Origin of the sequence: Aquipseudomonas alcaligenes NBRC 14159 (genome assembly GCF_000467105.1) — a bacterium.
Classification (GTDB): domain Bacteria; phylum Pseudomonadota; class Gammaproteobacteria; order Pseudomonadales; family Pseudomonadaceae; genus Aquipseudomonas; species Aquipseudomonas alcaligenes.
The window spans coordinates 59908-84976 of the sequence record NZ_BATI01000009.1 but is presented as its reverse complement, the minus strand read 5'-3'; the positions used below and the strand labels follow the sequence as shown (position 1 = coordinate 84976).

Genomic DNA, 25069 nt, shown 5'->3' with positions numbered 1-25069 from the left:
TGTTCCCATCACATCAGGACATTGCCATGGATCAGCACAATCCCTTCGCCGCGCCACAGGTGGCGCTGGTCGACGCCCAGGTGCCACAGCAGCTGCCGGGCTGGAACGCCGGACAGCTGCGGATACTGGGCTGGCTCAATCTGGTCTACCTGTTCGCCAACCTGGTGGTGCTCGGCCTGGCCTTCGTCGAGGATCTGCTGACCCTGGGAGACTGGCTGAGCGCCGCCACGACGCTGCTCGGCTGCTACCTGATACTGCGGCTCAAGGCCTTTCTGCAGGCCCGTTTCGCCGCGCGCGGGCTGGACTGGCCGGTGTGGCTGAGCATTCTGCTCAGCGTCGCCCTGGAGCTGACCCAGCTGTACTGGGGCGATAGCGCGCTGACGGAGTACAGCGTGCCTTCGTTCACCTACTTCGGCCTGCTGGCGCTGCTGGGGCTGACGATGCTGTGGCTCGGCATCATGTTGCTGAAGGTGGAGAACGCCTATCCGGCGCTGCGCGTGCTGGCCTGGTTGAACATGGCCGGAGGGGTGCTGGCCGCCTCGATCATCCTGCTGGTGGTCGCCGTGCTGCCGATGCTGGCGGCCATGGTCGCCACGGCGCTGGTGTTCTTCCGCGGCGCCGCTGAACTGGCTGGGCGCGAGGCCGCCTGATCAGTCCTCGCCGCCAGCCTGGCGGGCCTTGCTCAGGGCCTGGTTGACCGCCAGCCAGGCTTGCACCGCCGGCTCGCCGGCCTCGTTGAACACCCGCTCGAGCAGGCGCACCTGCTCGCGGCGCAGCGCCTGCTCCAGGCGGGTGCCCTCGACGGTGAGGCCGAGCTGGCGCTTGCGCTTGTCGTCGCTGGCGGCCACGCTCTCGACCATCGACATTTCCTGCAGCTGGCGCAACGGCGTGTTCAGCGCCTGCTTGCTCACGCCCAGGTAGCCGAGCAGTTCCTTGACGCTCAGGCCTGGGTAGCGGGCGATGAAGAACAGGATGCGGTGGTGCACGCGCGACAGGCCGCGGCGCGCCAGCATCTCGTCGGGTTTGGCGGTGAACGCCTGGTAGCCGAAGAAGAAGGCCTCCATGGCAGCCTGCTGCGAGCTTGGCTTTTTCAGGTCAAGCATATTGACGTATCCATTCCCGGCGTCGTAGTTTCGGTCAAACAGTTTGACCCAATTTATCCTGCCTGTGCTACCGGTGACTTCCATGGCCTTCTCCGAACGCGTTGCCCGTCTGAAAAGCTCCCTGATCCGCGAAATCCTCGCCGCGGCGCAACGTCCGGAGGTGATGTCCTTCGCCGGCGGCCTGCCCGCCGAGCCGATGCTGCCGAAAGTGGACTGGAGCGAGATGCCGGCTTCGATCGGCCAGTACGGCATGAGCGAGGGCGAGCCGGCGCTGCGCGAGGCGGTGGCCGCGGAGGCGCGCAAGCTGGGAGTGAACTGCGATGCCAGCCAGGTGCTGATCACCTGCGGCTCGCAGCAGACCCTGGACCTGGCCAGCAAGCTGTTTATCGATCCGGGTACCGAGATCCTGGTCGAGGCGCCGACCTACCTGGCCGCGCTGCAGTCCTTCCAGCTGTTCGGCGCCGACTGCATCACCGTGCCGCAGGAAGCCGACGGCCCGGAACTGGAGGCCCTGCGCGAGCGTCTGCAGCAACACAAGCCGGCCTTCGCCTACCTGATTCCGACCTTCCAGAACCCGTCTGCCGTGCGTTACAGCGAGGCCAAGCGCGACGCCGTAGCGGCGCTGCTCGACGAGTTCAACGTCACCCTGATCGAGGACGAGCCTTACCGCGAGCTGGTGTTCGACGCCGGCAGCGCCACGCCCATCGTCAGCCGCCTCAAGCGCACCAGCTGGATCTACACCGGCACCGTGTCCAAGACCCTGCTGCCGGGCCTGCGCGTCGGCTTCCTGATCGCCAGCCCGGACCTGTTCCCGCACCTGCTGCGGCTGAAACAGGCGGCCGACCTGCACACCAACCGCATCGGCCAGTGGCAGGCCCTGCAATGGCTGGGCAGCGACAAGTACCAGGCCCACCTGGCCGAGCTGCGCGATTTCTACCGCGTGCGCCGCGACGCCATGCAGGCGGCACTGCAGGAGCATTTCGCCGACCTGGCCAGCTGGCAGGTGCCGCAGGGCGGTCTGTTCTTCTGGCTGACCCTCAACCACAAGCTGGATACCCGCACCCTGCTGCAGCCGGCTATGGCGCAGAATGTTGCCTTCATGCCGGGCGAGCCGTTCTTCGTCGACCCGGACGCCAACCCCGGCTACCTGCGGTTGAATTTCAGCCACGTACCGCCGGAGAAGCTCGGCGAGGGGCTGCGTCGCCTGGCGGCGGTCATCCGCGAAGCATACGGCGCTGTCGAAGCGCAAAGGAGTGAGTAGCCATGCTCAAGGTTTACGGCGATTACCGTTCCGGCAACTGCTACAAGGTCAAGCTGATGCTGCACCTGCTCGGTCGCGAGTATCAGTGGCTGCCGATCGACATCCTCAAGGGCGAGACGCAGACCGCCGAGTTCCTGGCCAAGAACCCCAACGGCAAGATTCCGGTGCTGGAGCTGGAAGATGGCACCTTCCTCTGGGAGTCCAACGCTATCCTCAACTTCCTCGCCGATGGCAGCGAGTTCATCCCCAACGAGCCGCGCCTGCGCACCCAGATGCTGCAGTGGCAGTTCTTCGAGCAGTACAGCCACGAGCCCTATGTCGCGGTGGCGCGCTTCATCCAGCTGTACCAGGGCATGCCCGAGGCGCGGCGCGAGGAGTATGAGGTGTGCCATGTGCGTGGGCACAAGGCGTTCCGGGTGATGGAGCAGCAGCTGCAGCGCACGCCCTACCTGGTGGGCGAGCAGTACACCCTGGCCGATATTGCCCTGTACGCCTACACCCACGTCGCGCACGAAGGCGGTTTCGACCTGAGCGGTTACCCGGCGATCAACGCCTGGCTCGAGCGCATCGCCAGCCACCCGCGGCACGTGACCATGTTCGGTTGAGGTTGAACTGAGGGGCATGAAAAAGCCGGCGTTAAGCCGGCTTTTTCATGCCCGCAGCGTATCAGTCGCGGATCAGGCTGAGGAACTCGCTGCGGGTGGCGGCGTTTTCGCGGAACTCGCCGAGCATCACCGAGGTGACCATGGAGGAATTCTGTTTCTCCACGCCGCGCATCATCATGCACATGTGCTGGGCCTCGATCACCACGGCGACGCCCAGGGCGCCGGTGACCTGCTGGACGGCCTCGGCGATCTGCCGGCTGAGGTTCTCCTGGATCTGCAAGCGGCGGGCGTACATGTCGACGATGCGCGCCACCTTGGACAGCCCCAGTACCTTGCCGCTGGGAATGTAGGCCACGTGGGCCTTGCCGATGAACGGCAGCAGGTGATGCTCGCACAGCGAGTACAGCTCGATGTTCTTCACCAGCACCATCTCGCTGTTGTCGGAGCTGAACAGGGCGCCGTTGGTGACTTCCTCGAGCGTCTGCTGGTAGCCCTTGCACAGGTACTGCATGGCTTTGGCAGCACGCTTGGGGGTATCGAGCAGGCCTTCGCGGGAAACGTCTTCGCCGAGTTGACCGAGAATGGCGGTGTATTGCTGTTCCAGGGACATGGGAATTCCAATCGAAATTGCAGCCCGGCAGGGTAGGCGGCGCGCGGCGCGCTGGCAAGTGTGCAGCGCCTTGGCGTTAAATCCCGTGGACTTGGCAGATTTGCGGGCTGCCGGACAGGCGGCTGGCGATTAGTCTAGGGCAATAACTCTAATAATCGGGCGGCCGCATGATGCAGACTCTCCATTCGCTTTCCCTGAGCCAGCTGCTGGCCCGCTATCGCCAGCTGCCGGCGGCCGAGCAGCTGATCGGGTGCTGGCGCGCCGAGTTCATCGGCCCCTGGTGGCTGCGCGGCAGCGCCGGGCCGAGCATCGCGCTGAGCGGCATGCCGGGCTGGTACGGCAAGCGTTTCGTCGATGCGCAGGCGGCGGTCAACCTGCGCCGCCGTGGCGGGCAGCTGCTGGAGCTGCTGCCGATGCGCTACAGCGCCCAGCCCTCCTGGCTCGACGGGCAACCCTGCGTGGCCCTGGATTACGGCCAGGCAACGCGCAGGCCCTGGCGCTGGGTGCGTGATGAGCTGCGCCAGCTCGACCCGCAGCACTGCCTGTGCCTGACCTTCGTCGATCTGCCGGGCCTGCGTCGGCTGGGCTTTCCTTTTCTGCTGGTGCGCGAGGCGTGAGCGGCGACTTCGATGTGCTGATCATCGGCTCCGGTTTCGGTGGCAGCGTCAGCGCCCTGCGCCTGGCCGAGAAAGGCTACCGGGTGGCCGTGCTGGAACAGGGGCGTGAGCACAGCGCGGCCGATCTGCGGCGTGCCGGGCAATCGATGCGGCACCTGCTGTGGGCGCCCGCGCTGGGGTTGCGCGGGCCGCTGGCGCAGAAGGTCTATCGCAATGTCGGGGTGGTCCACGGTGTCGGCGTCGGTGGTGGCAGCCTGGTCTATGCCGCCGTGTTGCTGGAGCCGCAGGCGGCGTTCTACCGCGACCCGGCCTGGGCGGCGCTGGACGACTGGCAGGCCAGCCTGGCAGCGCACTATCAGCGCTCCCGGCAGATGCTCGGCGTGGCCGACAATCCCTACCAGGGGCAGCAGGACCACTGGCTGCAACGCACGGCCACGGCACTCGGCGCGGCGCAGAGTTACGCGCCCGTGCCGCAGGGCATCTATTTCGGCCCGCCGCAAGCGCTGCCCGATCCATATTTCGCCGGTCGCGGGCCGGCTCGCAGCGGCTGCAACCGCTGTGGCAGCTGCATCAGCGGCTGCCCTCAGGGGGCGAAGAACAGCCTGGATCTCAACTACCTGTACCTGGCCCGGCAGCTTGGCGTGCAGGTGTTCAGCGAGACTCGGGTCAGCCATATCAGCCGCCAGGGCGCGGGCTATCGACTGCATCTGCGCGGCCGCACGCACGCGCTGCGCAGCCTCGACGCGCCGCAGGTGATCCTCGCCGCCGGCGTGCTCGGCAGCCTGGAGATTCTGTTCGCCAGCCGCGACCGCTACCGTACCTTGCCGCACCTGCCGGCGGCGCTGGGTGAGCATGTGCGCACCAACAGCGAGGCGATCGTGGCGATCCGTGGCCAGCCAGGCGTGGACATCAGCCAGGGCACCACCATCTCCAGCCACTTCCACGCGGATGCGCAGACCCACATCACGCAGAACCGTTTTCCGCGCAGCTACAACTTCATGCGTCTGTACATGGGGCCGCTGGTGGACGACACACGACCACTGCAGCGCGCGGCCAAGGTCGTGGGCGAGCTGCTGCGGCGTCCCTGGCACTGGCTCGGGCACTGGTTCACGGCCGACTGGTACCGGCGTATCTCGGTGCTGACGGTGATGCAGCAGGCAGACAACCAGCTGGCCTTCGGCTACCGACGCCGCGCGTGGCGTCTGGGGGCTTTTGCTCTGGAGTCACGCCTGTCGGTCGGCGCCGCCTCGCCCACCTACCTGCCACAGGCCAACCGGGCGGCGCGTGCCTTTGCCGAGGCCAGTGGCGGGGAGGCACTGAATGTCCTGCCGGAAAGCCTGGGCAATCGCGCAGTGACGGCGCATCTGCTGGGCGGCGCGGTGATCGCCGGTTCGCCTGCGGAGGGTGTGGTGGATGCGCGGCACCAGGTCTTCGGTCACCCGGGCCTGTATGTGATCGACGGCAGCAGCATCCCGGCCAACGTCGGCGTCAACCCGAGCCTGACCATCGCCGCCCTGGCCGAGCGGGCGATCAGCCTGTGGCCGGTGCGGCAGGCGGACTGACGCGGCTCAGTCCTCGTCGCGGCCTTCCATCATGGTGCGCTTGAGCAGCACGTAGACCGCACCGGTGCCGCCGTGCTTGGCGAGGCAGGAGGTGAAGCCCAGTACCTGTGGATGCTGGCGCAGCCAGGTGTTGACGTGGCTCTTGATCATCGGCCGCTTGCCGTCCGTGCGCGCGGCCTTGCCGTGGGTCACGCGCACGCAACGTACTTCCATGCGCGCGGCCTCGGCGAAGAATGCCCAGAGCGTCTCACGGGCCTTCTCCACGGTCATGCCGTGCAGGTCCAGGCTGCCCTCGAAGGCCACCTGGCCGGCCTTGAGCTTGCGCATCTGGCCGTCCTGCACGCCGTCGCGGGCCCAGTAGAGTTCATCCTCGGCGCCGACGTCGATGACGAACTGATCGGACAAGCCGTCCACCTTGATCGCGTCGGTCCTCACCGTCGCCGCCTGGCGCAGGATGTTCAGACGCTGGCGATCGGTCTTCGGCTTGCCGGTGTCGGCGCGGTCATGGCTGATCGGCCTGACCCCGCGCACGGCGGACTGGAACAGGGAAAAATCGTCGTCTTGCATGAATAGCCTCCACGGAAGAGGCCAGTTTACCGGCTTCAGTCGCGCTTTTTCAGCAGCTGTGGCGACAGGCTCAGCTCGTTGCCATGCTGCCTGCGCATGCGCCGGCGGCATCGGCGCCAGACGTTGATCCCGCCCCACAGCAGGAACAGGCCGAACAGCAGCAGGGTGATGGCGGCGCCGACACTGTCGTTCAGTGGGCCGAGTGCCGGCGGGCGGCCGAGCAGGGTGGCCGCGCCGGCCATGATCAGCAACACGCCAAAGGCGGCAAACAGCGCGGCGAGAGCGCCGAGAAAACGCCAGCGCCAGCAGCCAGGGCCGCGTGGGCGCAGGCGGCGTGCATCGAATCCGTCGTCGGACAGCTTCATTCCGATTTCCTCTTGGGTTATCGGCGCTATGACCGGCGACTGCCGCCGGGGTTCCGGTCAGAGCAGGGCGCGGGCCTGTGGTACGACCATCGCGTAGTTGTCGGCCAGGGCCGCCAGGGTCATACGGTGCAGGTCGCGGGCCGGGATCAGCTCGTGCTGGTAGGGCAGGTCGCGGGTAGCGCAGGCGGCATCCACCAGGGTGCAGCGGTAACCATAGTCCTTGGCCGCGCGCACCGTGGTGCTGACGCTGGAGTGGGTCATGAAACCGCAGATGATCAGGTCCAGATGGCCGAGCTGCTGCAGACGCTCATGCAGATCGGTGCCGGCGAAGGCATTGGGCAGGCGCTTCTCCACCACCGGCTCGTCGCCGAGCGGCGCCAGGCCTTCGATGAAGCGTCCGCGCGGGCCTTGCGGGTCGAGCAGGCCACCGGGGATGCCCAGGTGGCGCACGTGCAGCACCGGGGCACCGAGGTTGCGTGCGGCATTGAGCAGGGTGGCGATCTCGCTGATCGCGGCTTCCACGTCCGGCAGCTGCAGGGCACCGCTGCGGTACTCTTCCTGGGCGTCGATGACCAGCAGGGTGGCCTTGCCGAGGGTGGCCGGTGCATAACCGCGTCCGAGCAGCTGGAACAGGGTTTTCGGTTCGGACATGGTTGGGCTCCTGTGACGGCGATGTGTCTATTCTGTGCTTCCCGGCGCGATCTGTGAACCTTTGCCGCGGTTCCGGCTAGAATCGCGCACCCTTTCCTGAGGTGATAGCCGTGTCTCCATCCCGCCTGCGCACCGTGCGCGACCACATCCGCTGGGCCGTCAGCCGTTTTCACGAGGCCGGCCTGTTCTTCGGTCATGGCACCGACAACGCCTGGGACGATGCCCGCCAGCTGGTGCTGGGCGCATTGCACCTGCCGTTCGAGATCGCCGACGGCTACCTGGATTGCCGCCTGGAGGAAGACGAGCAGCAGCACCTGCTGGAGCTGATCCGGCGTCGCGTCGAGGAGCGCGTGCCCACCGCCTACCTGCTCGGCGAGGCCTGGTTCTGCGGCCTGCCGTTCGTGGTCGACGAGCGCGTGCTGGTGCCGCGTTCGCCGATTGCCGAGCTGATCGGCCAGCAATTCGAGCCCTGGCTGCCGGCGCTGCCGGCGCGCATCCTCGACCTCTGCACCGGCTCCGGCTGCATCGGCATCGCCTGCGCCTATGCCTTCCCCGAGGCCGAGGTGGTGCTGGGCGACCTGTCCTTCGAGGCGCTCGAGGTGGCCAACCAGAACATCGAGCGCCATGGCCTGGAAGAGCGCGTCTACACCGTGCAGGGTGACGGCTTCGATGGCCTGCCGGGGCAGCGCTTCGACCTGATCGTGTCCAATCCGCCCTACGTGGATGCCGAGGATTTCGCCGACATGCCGGCCGAGTACCACCACGAGCCGGAGCTGGGCCTGGCTTGCGGTGACGACGGCCTCAACCTGGTGCGGCGTATGCTGGCCGAAGCTGCCGACCACCTGACCGAGAAGGGCGTGCTGATCGTCGAGGTGGGCAACAGCCAGGTGCATGTCGAGGCGCTGTACCCGGAAGTGGACTTCACCTGGCTGGAGTTCGAGCAGGGCGGCCACGGCGTATTCCTGCTGGCGGCGGCGCAATGCCGCGAGTACCAGAAGCTGTTCCGTTCGCGCGCCAAGGGCTGAGTTCGGGCCGGCTCTGGTAGCCCGGATGTAATCCGGGACCGAGCTGCCTGCTCCGGCTACGGACCGAGGGTAGGGTGGAAAACCGCAGCAGCGTTTTCCACCTGAGTGCGTATGGGAAAGGGTGGTGGAAAAAAACTGAGGTCGTTTTCCATCCTGCGGCGGCTCAACTGATCTAGCGCGTAGCGATCCAGATCAGCAGGCCGGCCTGGAACAGGGTCAGCGCCACCAGGCAGGCGATGGTGAAGCGCAGGCCGCTGTCCTCGCGCTTCAGTGCCTCGACGCGATGTTCCAGTTTGCCGATCTTCACCTGTTGCTCGTGCAGGTTCTGGTCGGCCTGTTGCAGCATCGCGCCGCAGTCGAGCAGGTCGATCATCTGCACCTTTTCCCTGTTCCATTCCGGGTTGAGCACGCTGACCCGGCTGGCGCTGTAGCCGGCCTTGACCTGGGCCAGGTCCTGATAAGTCACCTCGAAGCCCTGGATGCGCAGGAAGTGATCGCGGCGCAGGCGGGCGTCCTCGCTGAGCACGTCCTTCACCGCCAGCGCACCGCCCTCGACCGTATAGCTGCCCCAGCGCTGGCGTGCCCAGGCGATACCCTGGGCCAGCAGGAAGCGGCCGAGGCCGCGGTTGGCCGGCTCGATGGCAAGCCCCTTGTCGGCACCGAAGCGGACCTCGCGGTTGCGGTGGTCGGCCCACACCTCCAGCCGGTTCTGCTCGGGGCGCAGGCGCTGGCCAGGCACGTCCACGGACAGACGCAGCAGGCTCTGCTCGTTGCTGTGGCGCTCGGCGCGGCCAAAGCGCACGAAGCGCAGCGGGCGCAGCCCGGTAGCGCGGTCGGCAGGCAGGGGCGCCAGGCGCAGCAGCTGGAAGTGCTCCGCCTCCAGGCTTTCCCAGGGATGGGGCGGCGGAGCCTGCTCGGTCTGTTCTTCGGGGTGTTGGGCGTCGGTATCGCTCATCGCGGCGTCCTTGGGCATGCGTACAGGCATTATCGGCAAGTTTCGCCGCCACTGCAGGCTGGCCAACTGCCATTTGCCGCTATCGTGCCCGTTTCGCAGGTGAACTGGCCGGGCGCCGGCGGTATACTCGCCGACCTTTGTTCGAGGCAGATTTCGCGGAGCGCCCTGCATGTCCGGCAACACCTACGGCAAGCTGTTCACCGTCACCACCGCTGGCGAAAGCCACGGCCCGGCCCTGGTCGCCATCGTCGACGGTTGCCCGCCGGGCATCGAGCTGTCCCTGGAAGACATGCAGCGCGACCTCGACCGCCGCAAGCCGGGCACCAGCCGCCACACCACCCAGCGCCAGGAAGACGACGTCGTCGAAATCCTCTCCGGGGTGTTCGAGGGCAAGACCACCGGCTGCTCCATCGGCCTGCTGATCCGCAATACCGACCAGAAGTCCAAGGACTACTCGGCGATCAAGGACCTGTTCCGCCCGGCCCACGCCGACTACACCTACCACCACAAGTACGGCATCCGCGACTACCGCGGCGGTGGCCGCAGCTCGGCGCGCGAAACCGCCATGCGCGTGGCCGCCGGCGCTATCGCCAAGAAGGTACTGGCCGGCCTGGGCATCCAGGTGCGCGGCTTCATGAGCCAGCTCGGCCCAATCGAGATCCCGTTCAAGACCTGGGACAGCGTCGAGCAGAACGCCTTCTTCAGCCCCGACCCGGACAAGGTGCCGGAGCTGGAGGCCTACATGGACCAGCTGCGCCGTGACCAGGACTCGGTGGGCGCCAAGATCACCGTGGTCGCCGAGGGCGTGATGCCGGGCCTGGGCGAGCCGATCTTCGACCGCCTAGACGCGGACCTGGCCCATGCGCTGATGAGCATCAACGCGGTCAAGGGCGTGGAAATCGGCGCCGGCTTCGCCTGCGTGGCCCAGCGGGGCACCGAACACCGCGACGAGCTGACCCCCGAGGGCTTCCTGTCGAACAACGCCGGCGGCATCCTCGGCGGCATCTCCAGCGGCCAGCCGATCGTCGCCCACCTGGCGCTCAAGCCGACCTCCAGCATCACCACCCCGGGCCGCTCGATCGACGTCGACGGCAACCCAGTGGACGTGATCACCAAGGGCCGCCACGACCCCTGCGTCGGCATCCGCGCCACGCCCATCGCCGAGGCGATGATGGCCATCGTGCTGCTCGACCACCTGCTGCGTCACCGTGCGCAGAACGCCGACGTGCGGGTCAACACCCCGGTGCTCGGCCAGCTGTGACCGCCCAGCCGCTGCCGTACTGGCGGCTGTCCGCGTTCTACTTCTTCTACTTCGCCATGCTGGGCGCCACCGCGCCCTTCCTGCCGCTGTACTTCCAGCACCTGGGCTTCGCCCCGGCGCGCATCGGCGAGCTGGTGGCCATTCCCATGCTGATGCGCTGCCTGGCGCCCAACCTGTGGGGCTGGCTGGGCGATCGCAGCGGCCAGCGCCTGCGCATCGTGCGTTTCGGCGCGCTGTGCACGCTGCTCAGCTTCGCCCTGATCTTCGTCGACCAGAGCTACGCCTGGCTGGCCCTGGTGATGGCGCTGCATGCGTTCTTCTGGCACGCCGTGCTGCCGCAGTTCGAGGTGATCACCCTGGCCCACCTGCGCGAGCAGAGCGCGCGCTATTCGCAGGTCCGCCTGTGGGGTTCGATCGGCTCCATCGTCGCGGTGATCGGCCTCGGCGAGCTGTTCGAGCGCTTCAGCCCCGGGCTGTTCCCGGCGATGGTGGTGCTGATTCTCGCCGGCATCCTGCTCGGCAGCCTGTGGGTGCCCAACGCGGTGCCGCAGGCGCGGGCCGGGCAGGGCGGCGAGGGCGGCTTCCTCGCCCAGCTGCTGCGCCCGGGCGTGCCGGCGTTCTTCCTCTGCGTGGCGCTGATGCAGCTGTCGCACGGCCCTTACTACACCTTCCTGACCCTGCACCTGGAGCGGCTCGGCTACGAGCGTGGCTTCATCGGCCAGATGTGGGCGCTGGGCGTGGTGGCGGAGATCGTGCTGTTCCTGTTTATGGCGCGGGTGCTGGAGCGCTATTCCATTCGCGGGGTACTGGTGGCCAGCTTCCTGCTGGCAGCGCTGCGCTGGCTGCTGCTGGGCAACCTGGCCGACCACCTGGGTGTGCTGCTGTTCGCCCAGCTGCTGCATGCCGCCACTTTCGGCAGCTTCCATGCCGCCGCCATCCATTTCGTCCAGCGCAGCTTCGGGCCCAACCAGCAGGGCCAGGGCCAGGCGCTGTACGCGGCACTGGCCGGCACCGGTGGCGCCCTCGGTGCGCTGTACGCCGGCTACAGCTGGGAGAGTCTGGGCGCGGCCTGGACCTTCGCCATCGCCAGCTTGGTCGCCCTGGCGGCGGCCATTATCATTGCACTGCGTTTGCACGAGGAGCGGGCATGAACCGTGAACAACTGACCCGGCAGATCATCGAGGCCGGGCAATTCCTGTATGGCCGCGGCTGGTCGCCGGCCACCAGCAGCAACTATTCCGCACGCCTGAGCGCCGACCAGGCGCTGCTGACCGCCTCCGGCAAGCACAAGGGCCAGCTGGGCGAGGCCGACGTGCTGGCCACCGACCTCGACGGCAACAGCCTGGAGCCGGGCAAGAAGCCCTCGGCCGAGACCCTGCTGCACACCCAGCTGTACCGCTGGCAGCCGGCGATCGGCGCCGTGCTGCACACCCACTCGGTGAACGCCACCGTGCTGTCGCGCCTGACCCTGGCGGACTCGCTGGTGTTCGCCGACTACGAGCTGCAGAAGGCCTTCGCCGGCGTTTCCAGCCACGAATGCCAGGTGCTGGTGCCGATCTTCGACAACGACCAGGACATCGCCCGCCTGGCGGCCAAGGTGCAGCCCTGGCTGGACGAGCACCCCGATTGCGTCGGCTACCTGATCCGCGGCCACGGCCTGTACACCTGGGGCGCGACCATGGCCGACTGCCTGCGCCAGGTCGAGGCCTTCGAATTCCTGTTCGAGTGCGAACTGAAAGTACGCGCCCTGCAGCGCTAGAGGAGATGTCATGAGCAGCCTGACCGTCTACCACCAGTCCAACCCGGACGTGCCGAACAAGGTGCTGACCCACCTCGAGGACATCGCCGCCACCCTGGCCGAGGTCGGCGTGCGCTTCGAGCGCTGGCAGGCCAGTGCGCCGATCCAGCTGGGCGCTGCGCAGGACGAGGTGATCGCCGCCTACCGCCCGCAGATCGACAAGCTGATGGCCGAGCAGGGCTATGTCACCGTCGATGTGGTCAGCCTGAACAAGGATCACCCGCAGAAGGACGAGCTGCGCGCCAAGTTCCTCGACGAACATCGTCATGGCGAGGACGAGGTACGTTTCTTCGTCGCCGGCCGCGGTCTGTTCAGCCTGCACATCGACGACTATGTGTACGCCGTGCTGTGCGAGAAGAACGACCTGATCTCGGTGCCGGCCGGCACCCGCCACTGGTTCGACATGGGCGAGTTCCCGCACTTCGTCGCCATCCGCCTGTTCAACAACCCGGAAGGCTGGGTGGCCAACTTCACCGGCGACGATATCGCCAGTCGTTTCCCGCGCCTGGAAGACTGAAGCTCTTCACCCCTCTCCCGCTTGCGGGAGAGGGGTTGGGGGAGAGGGCTATTTTCCTCACCCTCTCCCCGGCCCTCTACCATGAATGGGAGAGGGGGCGCCGCCCACATCCCTGGAGTCTCCATGCCCATCAAAGCCATCCTCACCGATATCGAAGGCACCACCAGTGCGGTGAGCTTCGTTTTCGACGTACTGTTCCCCTATGCCGCCCGGCACCTGCCGCAGTTCATCCTTGATCATGCCGAGGAGCCCGCCGTGGCCGCGCAACTGGACGCCGTGCGGGCCGAGAGCGGCGAGGGCGGGGCGGACCTGATCCGGGTCATCGAGATTCTCCTGCAGTGGCTTGCCGAGGACCGCAAGGCTACGCCGCTCAAGGCGCTGCAGGGCATGGTCTGGCAGCAGGGCTACGCCAGCGGCCAGCTCAAGGGCCATGTCTACCCGGACGCGGTGGAAGCGCTCAAGCGCTGGCACCAGGCCGGCTATGCGCTGTATGTCTATTCCTCCGGTTCGGTGCAGGCGCAGAAGCTGATTTTCGGCTGCTCCGAGGCCGGCGACCTGAGCGGGCTGTTCAGCGGCTATTTCGACACCACCAGCGGCCCCAAGCGCGAGATCGAGTCGTACCGCACCATCGCCGCGGCCATCGGCCTGCCGGGCGAGGAAATCCTGTTCCTCTCCGACATCGTCCAGGAGCTGGACGCCGCCCAGCAGGCCGGCCTGCAGACCATCGGCCTGGCCCGCGAGGGTGGTCGCCTGGCCGGGCATGACACGGTGGCCAGCTTCGCGGTGATCGATCTGGATCGCCTGTAGCCGCGGGGGCTCTGCCATGCGCGCAGCTCGTCATCTGCTCTGGGTCGATTGTGCCGCAGCGGCCACGGCGGCTGTGCTCGTGCTGTTGCTCGGTCCCTGGCTGAGCGAGGTCTATCGCCTGCCACGCGGACTGCTGCTGTTCATCGGCGTGACGAACCTGCTCTACGCCAGCTATTCCTTCACCCTGGCGCTACGCGGCAAGCGCCCGCGCCTGCTGCTGTACGGGCTGGTTGCCGGCAATGCCCTGTGGGCGGGTGCCTGCGTGGTCATGGCGGTGCAGTTTGCCGGGGTTGCGTCGCTGTTCGCGCAGATCCACCTGGTCGGCGAAGCGCTGTTTGTCGGTGGGCTGGCTGCCTGCGAGTGGCGCTGGCGCGAACAGATCCTGCACTGTCGCGGCTAAACAACAAGGCCGCCCTGAGGCGGCCTTGGCGTTTCAGTGCGCCTGCGGCGCGGCGTTGCGCTGGTGGCGGTAGACACTGACGGCCTCGTACACCGCCTTGCGCAGGCGGTTGATGCCGCCGATCGGGCGATGCTCGGGCAACGCGTGCCAGGGGTTGAAGGAGAGGTTGTCGCAGGCCAGGTTCTGCTCGCGGGAGTCGAAGTCCTGCGGCTCCACGCGCACGGTCGCCACCGTCTCGAACGGCGAGATGTCCTCGCTCCACTGCACGCTGGTGTCCTCGATGGGCATGTAGTAATCGGCGTTCTGCCGCTGTACCTGCAGGGCGAAGCAGGCCGGCACCCGGTCCAGCGACAGCTGCTGGTACAGGGCGTTGCGCAGGAAGTTGGGCAGCGCGGTGTTCTGTTCCGGCAGTTCGTAGGGCGGGCAGCTCTGTGGGTCCGGCACCACCCGGTACTTGATGTTGTGCGGGCCGAGCTTGAACGGGGCAATGGAGTTATAGGTCGCGCTGACCGGGCTGTCCGGTGCGGGGGCCAGGGTCTTCAGGGCGATGATCAGGTGGCGGATTTCCCAGCTGCGCGGGTCCCAGCTGGGGAAGAAGGCCTGAATCTTCTGGCCGGAAGCCTGGGCTGCGAAGTTCTGCTTGTACTCGGCGACATCGCGGACGAAGAACACCGGGTGGTTGAACATCACGAAATCCTGGTTGGCGGCCGTGGCCTTGCTGTTCAGCAACTTGTCGCCGGGCACGTCGAGCAGCTTGATGGCCATGCCGCGGGCGTCGCGGGCGCTGTCGAACTGCGGGTAGGCGTTGCCGTTGGACAGACGCATCCAGGCCTGCCAGGTCTTGCCCGGCTCGGCCAGTACGCCATGGCGCAGTTCCGGCACCAGGTTCTGCAGCACGGTCACCTGCGCCTTCACGCAGCCATGGGCCTTAGCGTGGGCATCGCGCAGTACGCGAGTGTTGTCGCGGTGCTGTTCGACGATGCGAATGGCGTCCTCGATGATGCCCTGGGTCAGCGCCGCCTCGTCGGCCGGTATTTCTTCCTCGGTGGACACCGGGCCGGAGAATTTCCAGGCGTAGTAGGCGCTGCCGCCGGCCCAGCCGAGGCCGCCGACGATCAGAAGTACGAGCAGCAGCTTGCCGAGCAGGCGGCCGAGCCAGAGCCAGAAACGTTTGAGCATGGCAGCTGTTCCTTAGTTGTTGTTCTGGCAGCTGGGGCCGGGGGTCCAGGCGCGGCTTTCGGCCGGTTGTAGCTGGCTCTCCAGCTGCTCGTCGCCCATCACCTTGAGGTACTCGATCAGCGCATAGCGCTCTTCGGGCTCCAGATAGCGGCCGATCACGCCCTCGTTGCGGCAGCCGTCGCGGAATTCGTGGCCGCGGTTGCTGTTGCCGGTGATGCGGGTGTCGAACAGGAAGCCACCCTCGAACTGGCCGGTGAGGAAGCCGGCGCGCTTGGGGTCGTATTCGAAGTTGCCGACCCAGAATTGCGTGTCGCGTTCGACCACCGGCGACAGCAGCTGGAACAGGTTGGGCACCGAGCCGTTGTGCAGGAACGGCGGGGTGGCCCAGATGCCGTGCAGCGGGCGTGCCTTGTAGCCGCGCTTTTCCTGCACGCCGATGGCCAGGCCGTAGCCGTCCATGCGCCAGCGCTCGCGCGGCTGGATGCCGGCATCGCGGTAGGCGCGGTCTTCCACATAGGCGGTGACATAGGCCAGGCCCTTGGCGCTGGAGATGCTGGCGAAATCGACTTCCTCCAGGCTTGAACCGAACAGCTTGACGTCCAGCTTGGCCAGCTCGTCCTTCTGCCAGCCCAGCTTGCGGATGTCGAAGCGGTGGTCGGCGATATTGTCGGCGGTGGTTGGGTCGGTGCCGATGATGCGGGTCGGCACGATGCGCAGGTGCCATTCCGGGTCGCGGGCCGGGGCCAGGCGCTTGTCGCGCGGCATCGGGTCGGGGGCGTGGCAGTAGGCGCAGTTCTCGGCAAACAGGGCACGGCCCTGGCTGGCCAGCTTGAGGTCGACCTTGCCCAGCACCTGTTCCGGCCAGGTCGGCGGCTTCAGCTGCTTGAGCGTCTCTTCCAGGGTGTACAGGTCGCGCAGGCGCACGCTGGACGGATAGCGCTCGTCGTGCGTCATCGGCGCGCCGTTCTCGTCGAACAGGTGCAGGCTGGCGCCCACCCCCAGGGCCTCGCCGATATTGCGCGCCATCGGCTGCATGGCCGAGCCGTTCCATTGCACCCAGTCGAATTTCCAGATGTCCCACACCTGCGGGTAGCTGACCGGGGCGTTGGCCACCCGGTAGTTGCTCTCGTCGATGGCATCGCCGAACACGCTGTTGGCGATGCGGCCGAAGGCGTCGGTGCGGCCGAAACCTTCCTCGGTGGGGTAGAGGCCGCGATGCCAATCGTTCATGGCGGTATCCAGCAGGCGGTCGAGCACGGCCTTGAAGTCCTGGCGCAGCTGCTGCTTGCCGCTGTCGTAGTGGGTGCCCAGTACTTCACGGGCGAAGCGGTTGAACTTCACCGGGTTGTAGTAGGTGAAGGCCATGCTCATGCCCAGCGCCTGGCCGAAGCCGCCGCCCCTGAGCGTGGGCACCGTGGAAGCCAGCGAATGCAGGGCGGCGCCGCCGTCGATGCGGATGGCCTGGCCCTGGTAGCGCAGCTCGCCGGTGTGGCAGGCGGCGCAGCTGATGTCGAGGTACTGGGCGCCGGTTTCGTCGTCGGCATGGCGGGCGAAGCCGACCGGCAGATTGCCGGGGTTGAGCGCGCTGGGCCGTTGCTGCGGGTCGGTGAGGAAGCCGAAGCGCGCCAGGTAGTCGGGGCGGGCGAACTTGTCCCGGCTGAAGGGCAGTTCGAGGGCGGTGAACCACTCGTACCTCAGGCCCTTAACCGTGGTGCCCTGTGGCGTGTAGTAGTAGGTCTGGCGCGCCTGCTCGCTCCACTGGTCGAGGTAATGCACCTGCTGCGGCTTGCTGAACAGCGGCAGGTTGGGGTTGGCGACGTAGTAGAGGACGACCGCGAGGGCGGCGAGGACCAGCAACAGGATCAACAGGAGTGCGCGGCGCAGGACTCGCATGACATCAACATCCGTGTGGCGATTTTGTTATGGGGTTCGTTTATGCCAATCCATATGGACGATGGCAAGCGACCATAACAAACCTATCTCGTCACGCGGGCTCAGCAGCCCAGGCTGTCGGCCTGTCGGTAGAGCGTCAGCAGCTTGCGCGTGATGGTCTGCTGGATGTCGTCGCGTTCGAAGGAGGAGAGCAGCGTCAGGCGCTGTACCTGTAGGCGGTGCAGGTGGATATAGGGCATGCTCTGGTCGAACTCGCGCAGGTCGCCCTTCATCAGGATCGGCAGGAACACGTCGCCGATCTTCTTCTGATTGCTGATGATCTGTGCCAGGGCCGGCTTGAATGGCATGGTCTTGGGTGCCGGCCCGCCGTCGCGGATCTGCGTGGTCAGCAGCAGCCCGGGCTTGCCCAGCACGACACCGGGCAGCACACAGAGGCCGGTCTTGCGCACCGCCACCGGATCGATGCCGTGCAGGGTGTCGTGAAAGGCGTAAGGGTTGGGTAGTACCACCATCTTGCGCCCGTAGTCGGCGGGGAAGTGCAGGTTGTAGTTGGTGTACAGCTGGCGAGTGGACTCGGAGTACACGCACAGGCGGTTCTCGAACAGCTTGATGAAGCGTTCGGCCAGCTCGCGACGGGCAATGCTGTCCAGGTCCCAGATCAGGTCCTGGTTCTGCTGCTGGCCGAGATTGACCTCCTGATGCTCCATGCTGCTCATCGACACCTCATACGCGGAATTGCCCCAACAGGCGGTTCAGTTGCCCGGCCAGTTGCCCCAGATGACGGCTGGCTTCGCTGGACTGGTCGGCAGCCAGCGCATTCTCGTGTGCCAGCGTGGCCGCCTGGGTGACATTCTGATTGATATCGTCCACCACATGCGACTGTTGCAGCGTGGCACTGGCGATCGAGGCATTCAAGCCGGTCAGGTTGCGCAGCGAGGCAGCGATCTGGCTGAGGCTTTCCCCGGCCTGGCGGGCCTGCTCCACGGTCAGCTGCGAAGCCTGGCTGCTGGCATTAATCACCTTGACCGCAGCCTCCGAGTTGCCCTGCAGACGCTCGATCATGCCCTGGATCTCGGAGGTCGACTGCTGGGTACGCTGGGCCAGCATGCGCACCTCGTCGGCCACCACGGCAAAGCCGCGGCCCTGCTCACCGGCCCGTGCGGCCTCGATCGCGGCGTTCAGCGCGAGCAGGTTGGTCTGCTCGGCGATGGAGCGGATCACTTCCAGCACGCTGCCGATCTGGGTGCTTTCCTGGGCCAGGGTCTGCATGACTTCCACGGCCTGGTCGATGGTCGCCGACAGCTGGTCGATCTGGCGCAGGCTGCTGTCGATGTTCTGCTGGCCCTGCAGCGCCTGCTGCTCGGCTTCGCGCACTTCGTTGGCGGCGTGTTCGGCGTTCTTCGCCACGTCCTGTACGGCGTAGGACACCTCGTTGATCGCGGTGGCTACCAGCTCCATCTGCTGCGACTGCTGCTGGCTGTGCTGCTGGGCCTGGCCGGCGATCTCGCCCAGCGATTGCGAGGCCTGGTCGAGCTCGCCAGCTGCCTGCAGCGACTGGCCGACCACGCTGCGCAGCTTGCCGGTGAAGGCATTGAAGTGGCCGCCCAGGGCGGTCAGCTCGTCGTGCCCCTGGTTGTCCAGACTGCGCGTCAGATCAGCCTCGCCGCTGGCGATATTGGCCATGGCGCCGACAGCCTCGTTCAGCGGCCGGGCGATGCTGCGGTTGATCAGGGTGACCAGCGCGGCCAGCAGCAGGGCGATCACGATCAGGATGGCGGAGGCCCTCAGGGCCTGTTCACGGAACTCTTCCTGCACGTCGTCGACATAGATGCCCGAGCCGAGAATCCAGCCCCAGGGCTGGAACAATTCGACGTAGGAAATCTTCGGTACCGGGTCTTCCGAGCCGGGCTTGGGCCAGCGGTAGTCCACCTGGCCGGAACCCTGCTTCCTGGCGATGGCCACCATGTCGTTGAACAGGAACTTGCCGTCCGGGTCCTTCAGGCCCGAGAGATTCTGGCCTTCAAGCTTGGGATTGGTCGGGTGCATGACCATGGTCGGGGTCATGTCGTTGATCCAGAAATACTCGTTCTTGCCGTAGCGCAGACCACGGATCACTTCCATCGCCTGTTTCTGCGCATCCGCGCGGCTCATGCCGGTGCTTTCCAGGCCTTGGAAGTGCTTGATCACGCCCATCGCGGCTTCCACTACATGGTGCGTCTTCAGCGCCTTGGCCTGATACAGATCATGGTGGATCTGCTTCAGCATCAGCCCGGTCAGCGCCAGCAGCATGAGGAAGGACGACAGCAGGATCAGCCACAGGCGGCGGCTGATCGGAAGGTTGCGCAGGCCGTTCATGGGAACTCCGGTTCTTGTTCTGGACGGACGCTAGCTAATAACCAGTCTAGAAGCTTTGCCATTAGTCATTGGCAAGGCAGCGTCGAGTCGGCTCATCTGGTAGCATACCGGCCGTTTTCCGCCTGCCAGTTCAGGTTTCCCTTTCGTTATCGGCCATTCTGCGAAAAAGGCCAGCCCGAGGTATTGCATGGATTTGTGGACCGCCCTGCAGGTAGTGATTCTAGGTGTGGTCGAGGGACTCACCGAATTTCTGCCGATCTCCAGTACCGGACACCAGATCGTGGTGGCCGACCTGCTTGGCTTTGGCGGCGAGCGGGCGATGGCCTTCAACATCATCATCCAGCTGGGTGCCATCCTCGCGGTGATGTGGGAATACAGGCGCAAGATCCTCATCACGGTGTTCAACGTGCCGCGCCAGCGCGAGGCACAGCGCTTCACCGCCAACCTGCTGATCGCCTTCCTGCCGGCGGTGGTGATCGGCGTGGCCTTCGCCGACCTGATCCACGAATACCTGTTCAATGCCATCACCGTGGCCGCGGCGCTGATCATCGGCGGGCTGGTGATGCTCTGGGCCGAGCGGCGCCAGCACGAGGTGACGGTCGAGGAAGTGGACGACATGACCTGGAAGGAGGCGCTGAAGATCGGCTTCGCCCAGTGCCTGGCGATGATCCCCGGTACCTCACGTTCGGCTTCCACCATCATCGGTGGCCTGCTGTTCGGCCTGTCGCGCCGCGCCGCCACCGAGTTCTCGTTCTTCCTGGCCATGCCGACCATGGTCGGTGCCGCCGTTTACTCCGGCTACAAGTACCGCGAGCTGTTCCAGCCCGGCGACCTGCCGGTATTCGCTTTGGGCTTCGTGGTGTCCTTCATCTTCGCCATGATCGCCGTGCGCGCACTGCTCAAGTTCATCGCCAACCACAGCTACGCGGTATTCGCCTGGTACCGCATCGGCTTCGGTCTGCTGATCCTGGCCACCTGGCAGTTCCACCTGATCGACTGGAGCAGCGCTCAGGGCTGATATGGAGAAGCGTGGCGTTCTGAAAAGCTGGAACGACGGCAAAGGCTTCGGCTTCATCCAGCCCGAGGGCGGCGGTGAGCCGCTGTTCGTGCATATCTCGGCGATGCGTGGTGACAGCCGGCCGCAGGTCGGCGACAACGTGCTCTACGTCGCCGGCCGCGATGCCCAGGGGCGTCCGCGCGCCCAGCATATGCGCCATGCCGGGCTCAGCCTGGATCGCCCGGCGATCCGCCGCAAACCTGCCGCGGCTCGTCAGCCTGCTGGCGGCAACCCGCTGAAAGCGTCCAGGCGCACCGATGCCGCGGGTATCCGCGATCTATCGCCCAAGCTGTTGATACTGGCCGGCCTGTGCCTGCTGCCGGCCTGGGGCAGCCTGGCGCTGCTCGGCCAGGGCATGTTCTGGGTGGCGCTGGCCTATCCGCTGGTCAGTCTGTTCAGCTTCTGCCAGTACTGGCTGGACAAGCAGCATGCGCAGAAGGGCCGCTGGCGCACGCCGGAGAACAGCCTGCACATCGCCGAACTGCTCGGCGGCTGGCCTGGCGCGCTGGTGGCGCAACAGGTGTTTCGCCACAAGACGCGCAAGGCCTCCTTCCAGCTGGTGTTCTGGGCCATCGTCACCCTGCACCAGGGCTTCTGGCTGGACCATCTGCTGCTTGGCGGCCGTTACCTGGGCCACCTGCTGCCGCTCTAGTCGAGCAGCAACCCCACCTGGCGAATCTTTGGCAGCCTGCGCACCACCAGCTGGTGGGCGCGGGTCAGCAGCTCCTGCAGTTCGGCCTCACCCAGCGGGAATGGCTCGTTCATGCTCACCCAGTGGGCGCGGGCCAGATAGGGTGCGGGGCGGATGCCCGGGCGGTCGACCATGCCGAGGAACAGCTCCGGCGCCACCTTGAACGCCAGGCCCTCGCTGAGCAGGGCGAACATCTTATTGCCGGCCACCGAGAACACCCGCACGCCGCCCCATTTGTAGTCCTCGCGCGCCCCAGGCAACTGCAGGCAAAAGTCGGCTACCTGTTGTGGCGTCATCACTGTTTCACCTCCCTGTTGGCTGTTGCGGCTAACCTAGCAGAGTCTTGCCCCTTTCACTGCCAAGGAGTCACCCCATGTCGCTGTCTCTGTACCAGGCCTCCGTTCCCGTGTTCGTGCGCATGTTCGGCAACCTGTCGGCCATCCTCGACAAGGCCGCCGCCTACGCGGAAGCCAGGAAGATCGACCCTGCCGTACTGCTCAACGCCCGCCTGGCGCCGGATATGCACCCGTTGACCCGGCAGATCCAGATTGCCAGCGATGCCGTGAAAGGTTGCGCGGCGCGCCTGGCCGGGGTCGAGGTGCCGAGCTTCGCCGACAGCGAAAGCAGCTTCGCCGAGCTGCAGGCGCGCATCGCCAAGACCCTGGAATTCGTCAACAGCCTGACGCCGGCGCAGATCGACAGCGGGGAAGGGCGCGAAGTGGTGCTCAAGTTTCCCGGTGCCGAGCTGAAGTTCAAGGGCGAGGACTACCTGCTGCACTTCGTGCTGCCCAACTTCTATTTCCATATCACCACCGCCTACGCCATCCTGCGCCACAATGGCCTGGACATCGGCAAGATGGACTACCTCGGCCGCGTCTGAGCCCGTAGATGAAAAAGCCCCGCATTGGCGGGGCTTTTTCGTTGCGTGGCAGGCGTCAAACGATGATGCCCTGGCTGCGCAGGTAGTCGTCGTAGGTGCCGCTGAAGTCGGTCACGCCATTCTCCGAGAGCTCGATGATGCGGGTGGCCAGGGAGCCGACGAACTCGCGGTCGTGGCTGACGAAGATCAGCGTGCCCGGGTAGTTCTCCAGCGCCAGGTTGAGCGCCTCGATGGATTCCATGTCGAGGTGGTTGGTCGGTTCGTCCATCACCAGCACGTTGGGTTTCTGCAGGATCAGCTTGCCGAACAGCATGCGGCCCTGTTCACCACCGGAAATCACCTTGACCGACTTCTGGATCTCGTCGTTGCTGAACAGCATGCGCCCCAGAGTACCGCGGATGGTCTGCTCGCCCTGGGTCCACTGGCCCATCCAGTCGAACAGGCTGACGTCGTCCTCGAAGTCGTGGGCGTGGTCCTGGGCGTAGTAGCCGACCTCGGCGCTCTCGGTCCACTTCACTTCACCGGCATCTGGTTGCAGCTCGCCGACCAGGGTGCGCAGCAGGGTGGTCTTGCCGATGCCGTTGGGGCCGATGATGGCCACGCGCTCGCCGGCCTCGACCTGGAAGCTGAAGTTCTTGAACAGCACCTTGTCGTCGAAGGCCTTGGACAGCTTCTCGATGGTCACGGCCTGGCGGTGCAGCTTCTTGTTCTGGTCGAAGCGGATGAACGGGCTGACGCGGCTGGACGGTTTGACCTCGGCCAGCTGGATCTTGTCGATCTGCTTGGCGCGCGAAGTGGCCTGCTTGGCCTTGGAGGCGTTGGCCGAGAAGCGGCTGACGAAGGTCTGCAGCTCGGCGATCTGCGCCTTCTTCTTGGCGTTGTCGGCCAGCAGCTGCTCGCGCGACTGGGTGGCGGCGGTCATGTACTCGTCATAGTTGCCCGGGAACAGACGCAGCTCGCCGTAGTCCAGGTCGGCCATGTGGGTGCAGACCGAGTTGAGGAAGTGACGGTCGTGGGAAATGATGATCATGGTGCTGTTACGCGCCGTGAGGATGTTTTCCAACCAGCGGATGGTGTTGATATCCAGGTGGTTGGTCGGCTCGTCCAGCAGCAGCACTTCCGGATCGGAGAACAGCGCCTGGGCCAGCAGCACGCGCAGCTTCCAACCCGGAGCGACTTCGCTCATCGGGCCGAAGTGCTGTTCCAGCGGAATGCCCAGGCCCAGCAGCAGCTCGCCGGCGCGGGATTCGGCGGTGTAGCCGTCCATCTCGGCGAACTCGCCTTCCAGTTCGCCGACCTTCATGCCGTCTTCTTCGCTCATTTCCGGCAGCGAGTAGATGCGGTCGCGCTCGGCTTTGACCTTGTACAGCTCCTCGTGGCCCATGATCACGGTGTCGATCACGGTGAATTCTTCATAGGCGAACTGGTCCTGGCGCAGCTTGCCCAGGCGCACGTTCGGCTCCAGCATCACCTGGCCGCCGGAAGGCTCCAGATCGCCGCCGAGGATTTTCATGAAGGTCGACTTGCCGCAGCCGTTGGCGCCGATCAGGCCATAGCGGTTGCCGTTGTTGAATTTGACGGAAACATTCTCGAACAGCGGCTTGGCACCGAATTGCATGGTGATATTGGCGGTGGAAATCAAGAGGCTCTATCTCGCGGGTTTCAAAGGTTTACGTTTCGGTCTGGGGCACTTTTGGGGCAAAAGTTAGTTTTTCCATCTCTGCCCAGTCGCTTGCTCCATCCAGCCAGCGCGCGTATCGAGTCAGCAGGATCTGAATCGAATGGCCGAGCTGCTTGGCGATGAATGCGGGCATCATGCCAGCCATCAGACACATGGTTGCGTAGGTGTGGCGCGCATTGTACGGGGGTCGGTAGCGAATACCCAGCGCCTTTAGTGTCGGTCGCCACTGATGGTGCAGGTCACTCGTCTGCTGGATGAACTCCGCGCCCTTGCTCGGGGGGAAGCAGTAGGGGAACTCGGTCACTCTGCCTTTCCCCTTGGCGCGCCGCTCTGCATAGGCCTTGGCGACCTGCAGCGCATGCAGGGCGCGGTCATTGAGTAGTACGTACCGGCTCTTCTTGGTCTTGGTGCGCTCCACTACCTGCTTCTTCGCGACAGTCCGACAGACGTGCACCATCCGCTTCTCGATGTTGACCTCTTCCCAGCGCAGCGCCGCTATTTCACCGAGCCGCATACCCGAGTAGAAAGCGAACTCGAAGAACGCTGCGTATATCTGGCTCGGCCAGTGCTCGGTGGCGTACAGCTTGGCGATGATCTGGTCGGCTTCGGCCTGGGTGAACGGGTCGACCTTGGCCTCTGTGCGTTCCGGAATGTCCAGGCCCTCCATGGGGTTCGCCGTGATCAGGCCGTCAGCGAGCGCCGAGTCCAGGATGGTGCTCAGCTTCGACATCGCATTGGCCTTCACGCCGTCCGATGTCCAGGGAATCTGGACGACCAGCTCGCGCATGAAGGCCGGCGTCATGCTCTGCAGCGGAGTCGTCGCCAGGTAAGGCATCCACCAGACGTTGAGCACTGACACATAGTTGTCTCGGGTGCCCTCGGAGATGGATCTGCTGTCGAGCCAGACCTGGGCGTACTGACCAAACCCGCGGGAGACGCTCGATATTGCATTGGGAGAATTGGGGAACAGCTCGGAGTACTTCAGTTCGTTGAAGACCCCGAGCTTGATCATCTGGACTACCTGATCGCGTAGACGGGCGGCGTTTGCGATGCCCGTTTGCGTCGCGGGGTAGACGAGGGTTTCTGAGCAGCGTTTGCCGTTCCAGTTGAAGCGGATACGCAGGGTTTCGCCCCGTAATTCGACGCCTCGGGGGAGGCCCATAGGCTTTCTTGCCAATCGTCGTATCTCCTGACGCTGTACCAAATGCGGCTGCCGATCTTTCGCCAGA

28 protein-coding genes are annotated in these 25069 nt (G+C 65.7%); 15 read left to right on the top strand and 13 right to left on the bottom strand.

The genetic code is table 11. The annotated features are described in order from the left end of the window. Positions 1 to 26 precede the first annotated feature (26 nt). The gene (locus PA6_RS06910) at positions 27 to 650 is read left to right on the top strand and encodes a hypothetical protein (protein WP_021700183.1); all 624 of its coding nucleotides are present in this window, start codon (positions 27 to 29) and stop codon (positions 648 to 650) included. Here the strand turns inward: PA6_RS06910 and PA6_RS06905 are convergent, their stop codons facing one another. Further along, positions 651 to 1103, bottom strand: a complete 453-nt coding sequence (locus PA6_RS06905; protein ID WP_043216389.1) for a MarR family winged helix-turn-helix transcriptional regulator — start codon at positions 1101 to 1103, stop codon at positions 651 to 653. 82 nt (positions 1104 to 1185) lie between these two features. Between PA6_RS06905 and PA6_RS06900 the strand changes: the two genes are divergently transcribed. Next, positions 1186 to 2364 carry an aminotransferase-like domain-containing protein gene (locus PA6_RS06900; RefSeq protein WP_021700181.1) on the top strand — a complete coding sequence of 393 codons (1179 nt, stop codon included), beginning with the start codon at positions 1186 to 1188 and terminating at the stop codon, positions 2362 to 2364. 2 nt (positions 2365 to 2366) lie between these two features. Continuing rightward, the gene (locus PA6_RS06895) at positions 2367 to 2969 is read left to right on the top strand and encodes a glutathione S-transferase family protein (RefSeq protein ID WP_021700180.1); all 603 of its coding nucleotides are present in this window, start codon (positions 2367 to 2369) and stop codon (positions 2967 to 2969) included. Between the two features lie 61 nt (positions 2970 to 3030). Here the strand turns inward: PA6_RS06895 and folE are convergent, their stop codons facing one another. Further along, the gene (folE, locus tag PA6_RS06890) at positions 3031 to 3579 is read right to left on the bottom strand and encodes a GTP cyclohydrolase I FolE (RefSeq protein WP_021700179.1); all 549 of its coding nucleotides are present in this window, start codon (positions 3577 to 3579) and stop codon (positions 3031 to 3033) included. Positions 3580 to 3746: 167 nt separating this feature from the next. Between folE and PA6_RS06885 the strand changes: the two genes are divergently transcribed. Both PA6_RS06885 and PA6_RS06880 read left to right on the top strand, forming a co-directional pair. Continuing rightward, complete coding sequence (locus PA6_RS06885) at positions 3747 to 4196, top strand: hypothetical protein (protein ID WP_021700178.1); 450 nt, start codon at positions 3747 to 3749, stop codon at positions 4194 to 4196. Next, positions 4193 to 5758 carry an FAD-dependent oxidoreductase gene (locus tag PA6_RS06880; protein WP_021700177.1) on the top strand — a complete coding sequence of 522 codons (1566 nt, stop codon included), beginning with the start codon at positions 4193 to 4195 and terminating at the stop codon, positions 5756 to 5758. Before PA6_RS06885 ends, PA6_RS06880 begins: the two co-directional genes overlap by 4 nt. Before the next feature lie 6 nt (positions 5759 to 5764). On the opposite strand, the gene PA6_RS06875 is transcribed toward PA6_RS06880, so the two are convergent. Genes PA6_RS06875 through PA6_RS06865 form a run of 3 tightly spaced genes read right to left on the bottom strand, consistent with a single transcriptional unit; the run spans position 5765 to position 7341 of the window. Beyond that, a complete protein-coding gene (locus PA6_RS06875; RefSeq protein ID WP_021700176.1) occupies positions 5765 to 6325 on the bottom strand; it encodes a Smr/MutS family protein in 561 nt (186 codons plus the stop codon). A 35-nt stretch (positions 6326 to 6360) separates the two neighbouring features. After that, entirely contained in the window at positions 6361 to 6690 is a 330-nt protein-coding gene (locus PA6_RS06870) for a hypothetical protein (RefSeq protein WP_021700175.1), read from the bottom strand. A gap of 57 nt (positions 6691 to 6747) precedes the next feature. Further along, entirely contained in the window at positions 6748 to 7341 is a 594-nt protein-coding gene (locus tag PA6_RS06865; protein ID WP_021700174.1) for a cysteine hydrolase family protein, read from the bottom strand. A 110-nt stretch (positions 7342 to 7451) separates the two neighbouring features. On the opposite strand from PA6_RS06865, the gene prmB reads away from it, so the two are divergent. After that, on the top strand, positions 7452 to 8366 hold the full coding sequence (prmB, locus tag PA6_RS06860; protein WP_021700173.1) for a 50S ribosomal protein L3 N(5)-glutamine methyltransferase: 915 nt from the start codon (positions 7452 to 7454) through the stop codon (positions 8364 to 8366). A 172-nt stretch (positions 8367 to 8538) separates the two neighbouring features. On the opposite strand, the gene PA6_RS06855 is transcribed toward prmB, so the two are convergent. Continuing rightward, a complete protein-coding gene (locus tag PA6_RS06855) occupies positions 8539 to 9321 on the bottom strand; it encodes a hypothetical protein (RefSeq protein WP_021700172.1) in 783 nt (260 codons plus the stop codon). 169 nt (positions 9322 to 9490) lie between these two features. Here PA6_RS06855 and aroC point away from each other — a divergent pair, with 169 nt between their 5' ends. From aroC to PA6_RS06825, 6 genes are all read left to right on the top strand, one after another. Next, positions 9491 to 10582 (top strand): chorismate synthase, encoded by a 1092-nt coding sequence (aroC, locus tag PA6_RS06850; protein WP_021700171.1) that lies wholly within the window; start codon positions 9491 to 9493, stop codon positions 10580 to 10582. After that, positions 10579 to 11733 carry an MFS transporter gene (locus tag PA6_RS06845; RefSeq protein ID WP_021700170.1) on the top strand — a complete coding sequence of 385 codons (1155 nt, stop codon included), beginning with the start codon at positions 10579 to 10581 and terminating at the stop codon, positions 11731 to 11733. The genes aroC and PA6_RS06845 overlap by 4 nt, the downstream gene beginning before the upstream one ends. Continuing rightward, positions 11730 to 12341 carry a methylthioribulose 1-phosphate dehydratase gene (locus tag PA6_RS06840; RefSeq protein ID WP_021700169.1) on the top strand — a complete coding sequence of 204 codons (612 nt, stop codon included), beginning with the start codon at positions 11730 to 11732 and terminating at the stop codon, positions 12339 to 12341. Before PA6_RS06845 ends, PA6_RS06840 begins: the two co-directional genes overlap by 4 nt. 10 nt (positions 12342 to 12351) lie before the next feature. Continuing rightward, entirely contained in the window at positions 12352 to 12897 is a 546-nt protein-coding gene (locus tag PA6_RS06835; protein WP_021700168.1) for a 1,2-dihydroxy-3-keto-5-methylthiopentene dioxygenase, read from the top strand. Positions 12898 to 13020: 123 nt separating this feature from the next. Further along, entirely contained in the window at positions 13021 to 13704 is a 684-nt protein-coding gene (gene mtnC, locus PA6_RS06830; RefSeq protein ID WP_021700167.1) for an acireductone synthase, read from the top strand. A 16-nt stretch (positions 13705 to 13720) separates the two neighbouring features. Further along, on the top strand, positions 13721 to 14104 hold the full coding sequence (locus PA6_RS06825) for a hypothetical protein (RefSeq protein WP_021700166.1): 384 nt from the start codon (positions 13721 to 13723) through the stop codon (positions 14102 to 14104). Positions 14105 to 14137: 33 nt separating this feature from the next. Here the strand turns inward: PA6_RS06825 and PA6_RS06820 are convergent, their stop codons facing one another. The 4 genes from PA6_RS06820 to PA6_RS06805 all read right to left on the bottom strand — a co-directional run bounded on the left by PA6_RS06820 (position 14138) and on the right by PA6_RS06805 (position 19531). Then, positions 14138 to 15283, bottom strand: a complete 1146-nt coding sequence (locus PA6_RS06820; protein WP_021700165.1) for a catalase family protein — start codon at positions 15281 to 15283, stop codon at positions 14138 to 14140. Between the two features lie 12 nt (positions 15284 to 15295). After that, the gene (locus tag PA6_RS06815) at positions 15296 to 17176 is read right to left on the bottom strand and encodes a di-heme-cytochrome C peroxidase (protein ID WP_043216387.1); all 1881 of its coding nucleotides are present in this window, start codon (positions 17174 to 17176) and stop codon (positions 15296 to 15298) included. Between the two features lie 101 nt (positions 17177 to 17277). After that, entirely contained in the window at positions 17278 to 17892 is a 615-nt protein-coding gene (locus tag PA6_RS06810) for a hypothetical protein (RefSeq protein ID WP_021700163.1), read from the bottom strand. Positions 17893 to 17899: 7 nt separating this feature from the next. After that, a complete protein-coding gene (locus PA6_RS06805) occupies positions 17900 to 19531 on the bottom strand; it encodes a methyl-accepting chemotaxis protein (protein ID WP_021700162.1) in 1632 nt (543 codons plus the stop codon). 187 nt (positions 19532 to 19718) lie between these two features. On the opposite strand from PA6_RS06805, the gene PA6_RS06800 reads away from it, so the two are divergent. Next, a complete protein-coding gene (locus PA6_RS06800) occupies positions 19719 to 20549 on the top strand; it encodes an undecaprenyl-diphosphate phosphatase (protein WP_021700161.1) in 831 nt (276 codons plus the stop codon). A gap of 1 nt (position 20550) precedes the next feature. Continuing rightward, positions 20551 to 21240, top strand: a complete 690-nt coding sequence (locus tag PA6_RS06795; protein WP_021700160.1) for a DUF1294 domain-containing protein — start codon at positions 20551 to 20553, stop codon at positions 21238 to 21240. On the opposite strand, the gene PA6_RS06790 is transcribed toward PA6_RS06795, so the two are convergent. Continuing rightward, positions 21237 to 21575: an MmcQ/YjbR family DNA-binding protein gene (locus tag PA6_RS06790; RefSeq protein WP_021700159.1), complete on the bottom strand. Its 339-nt coding sequence runs from the start codon at positions 21573 to 21575 to the stop codon at positions 21237 to 21239. The two genes, PA6_RS06795 and PA6_RS06790, sit on opposite strands and share 4 nt — an antisense overlap. Positions 21576 to 21652: 77 nt before the next feature. On the opposite strand from PA6_RS06790, the gene PA6_RS06785 reads away from it, so the two are divergent. After that, a complete protein-coding gene (locus PA6_RS06785; protein ID WP_021700158.1) occupies positions 21653 to 22159 on the top strand; it encodes a DUF1993 domain-containing protein in 507 nt (168 codons plus the stop codon). 55 nt (positions 22160 to 22214) lie between these two features. Here PA6_RS06785 and PA6_RS06780 read toward each other — a convergent pair whose 3' ends face one another. Together PA6_RS06780 and PA6_RS06775 are read right to left on the bottom strand one after the other, a co-directional pair. Beyond that, complete coding sequence (locus tag PA6_RS06780) at positions 22215 to 23801, bottom strand: ABC-F family ATPase (protein WP_021700157.1); 1587 nt, start codon at positions 23799 to 23801, stop codon at positions 22215 to 22217. A 28-nt stretch (positions 23802 to 23829) separates the two neighbouring features. Further along, positions 23830 to 25002 (bottom strand): tyrosine-type recombinase/integrase, encoded by a 1173-nt coding sequence (locus PA6_RS06775; protein WP_081693954.1) that lies wholly within the window; start codon positions 25000 to 25002, stop codon positions 23830 to 23832. Positions 25003 to 25069: the final 67 nt, after the last annotated feature.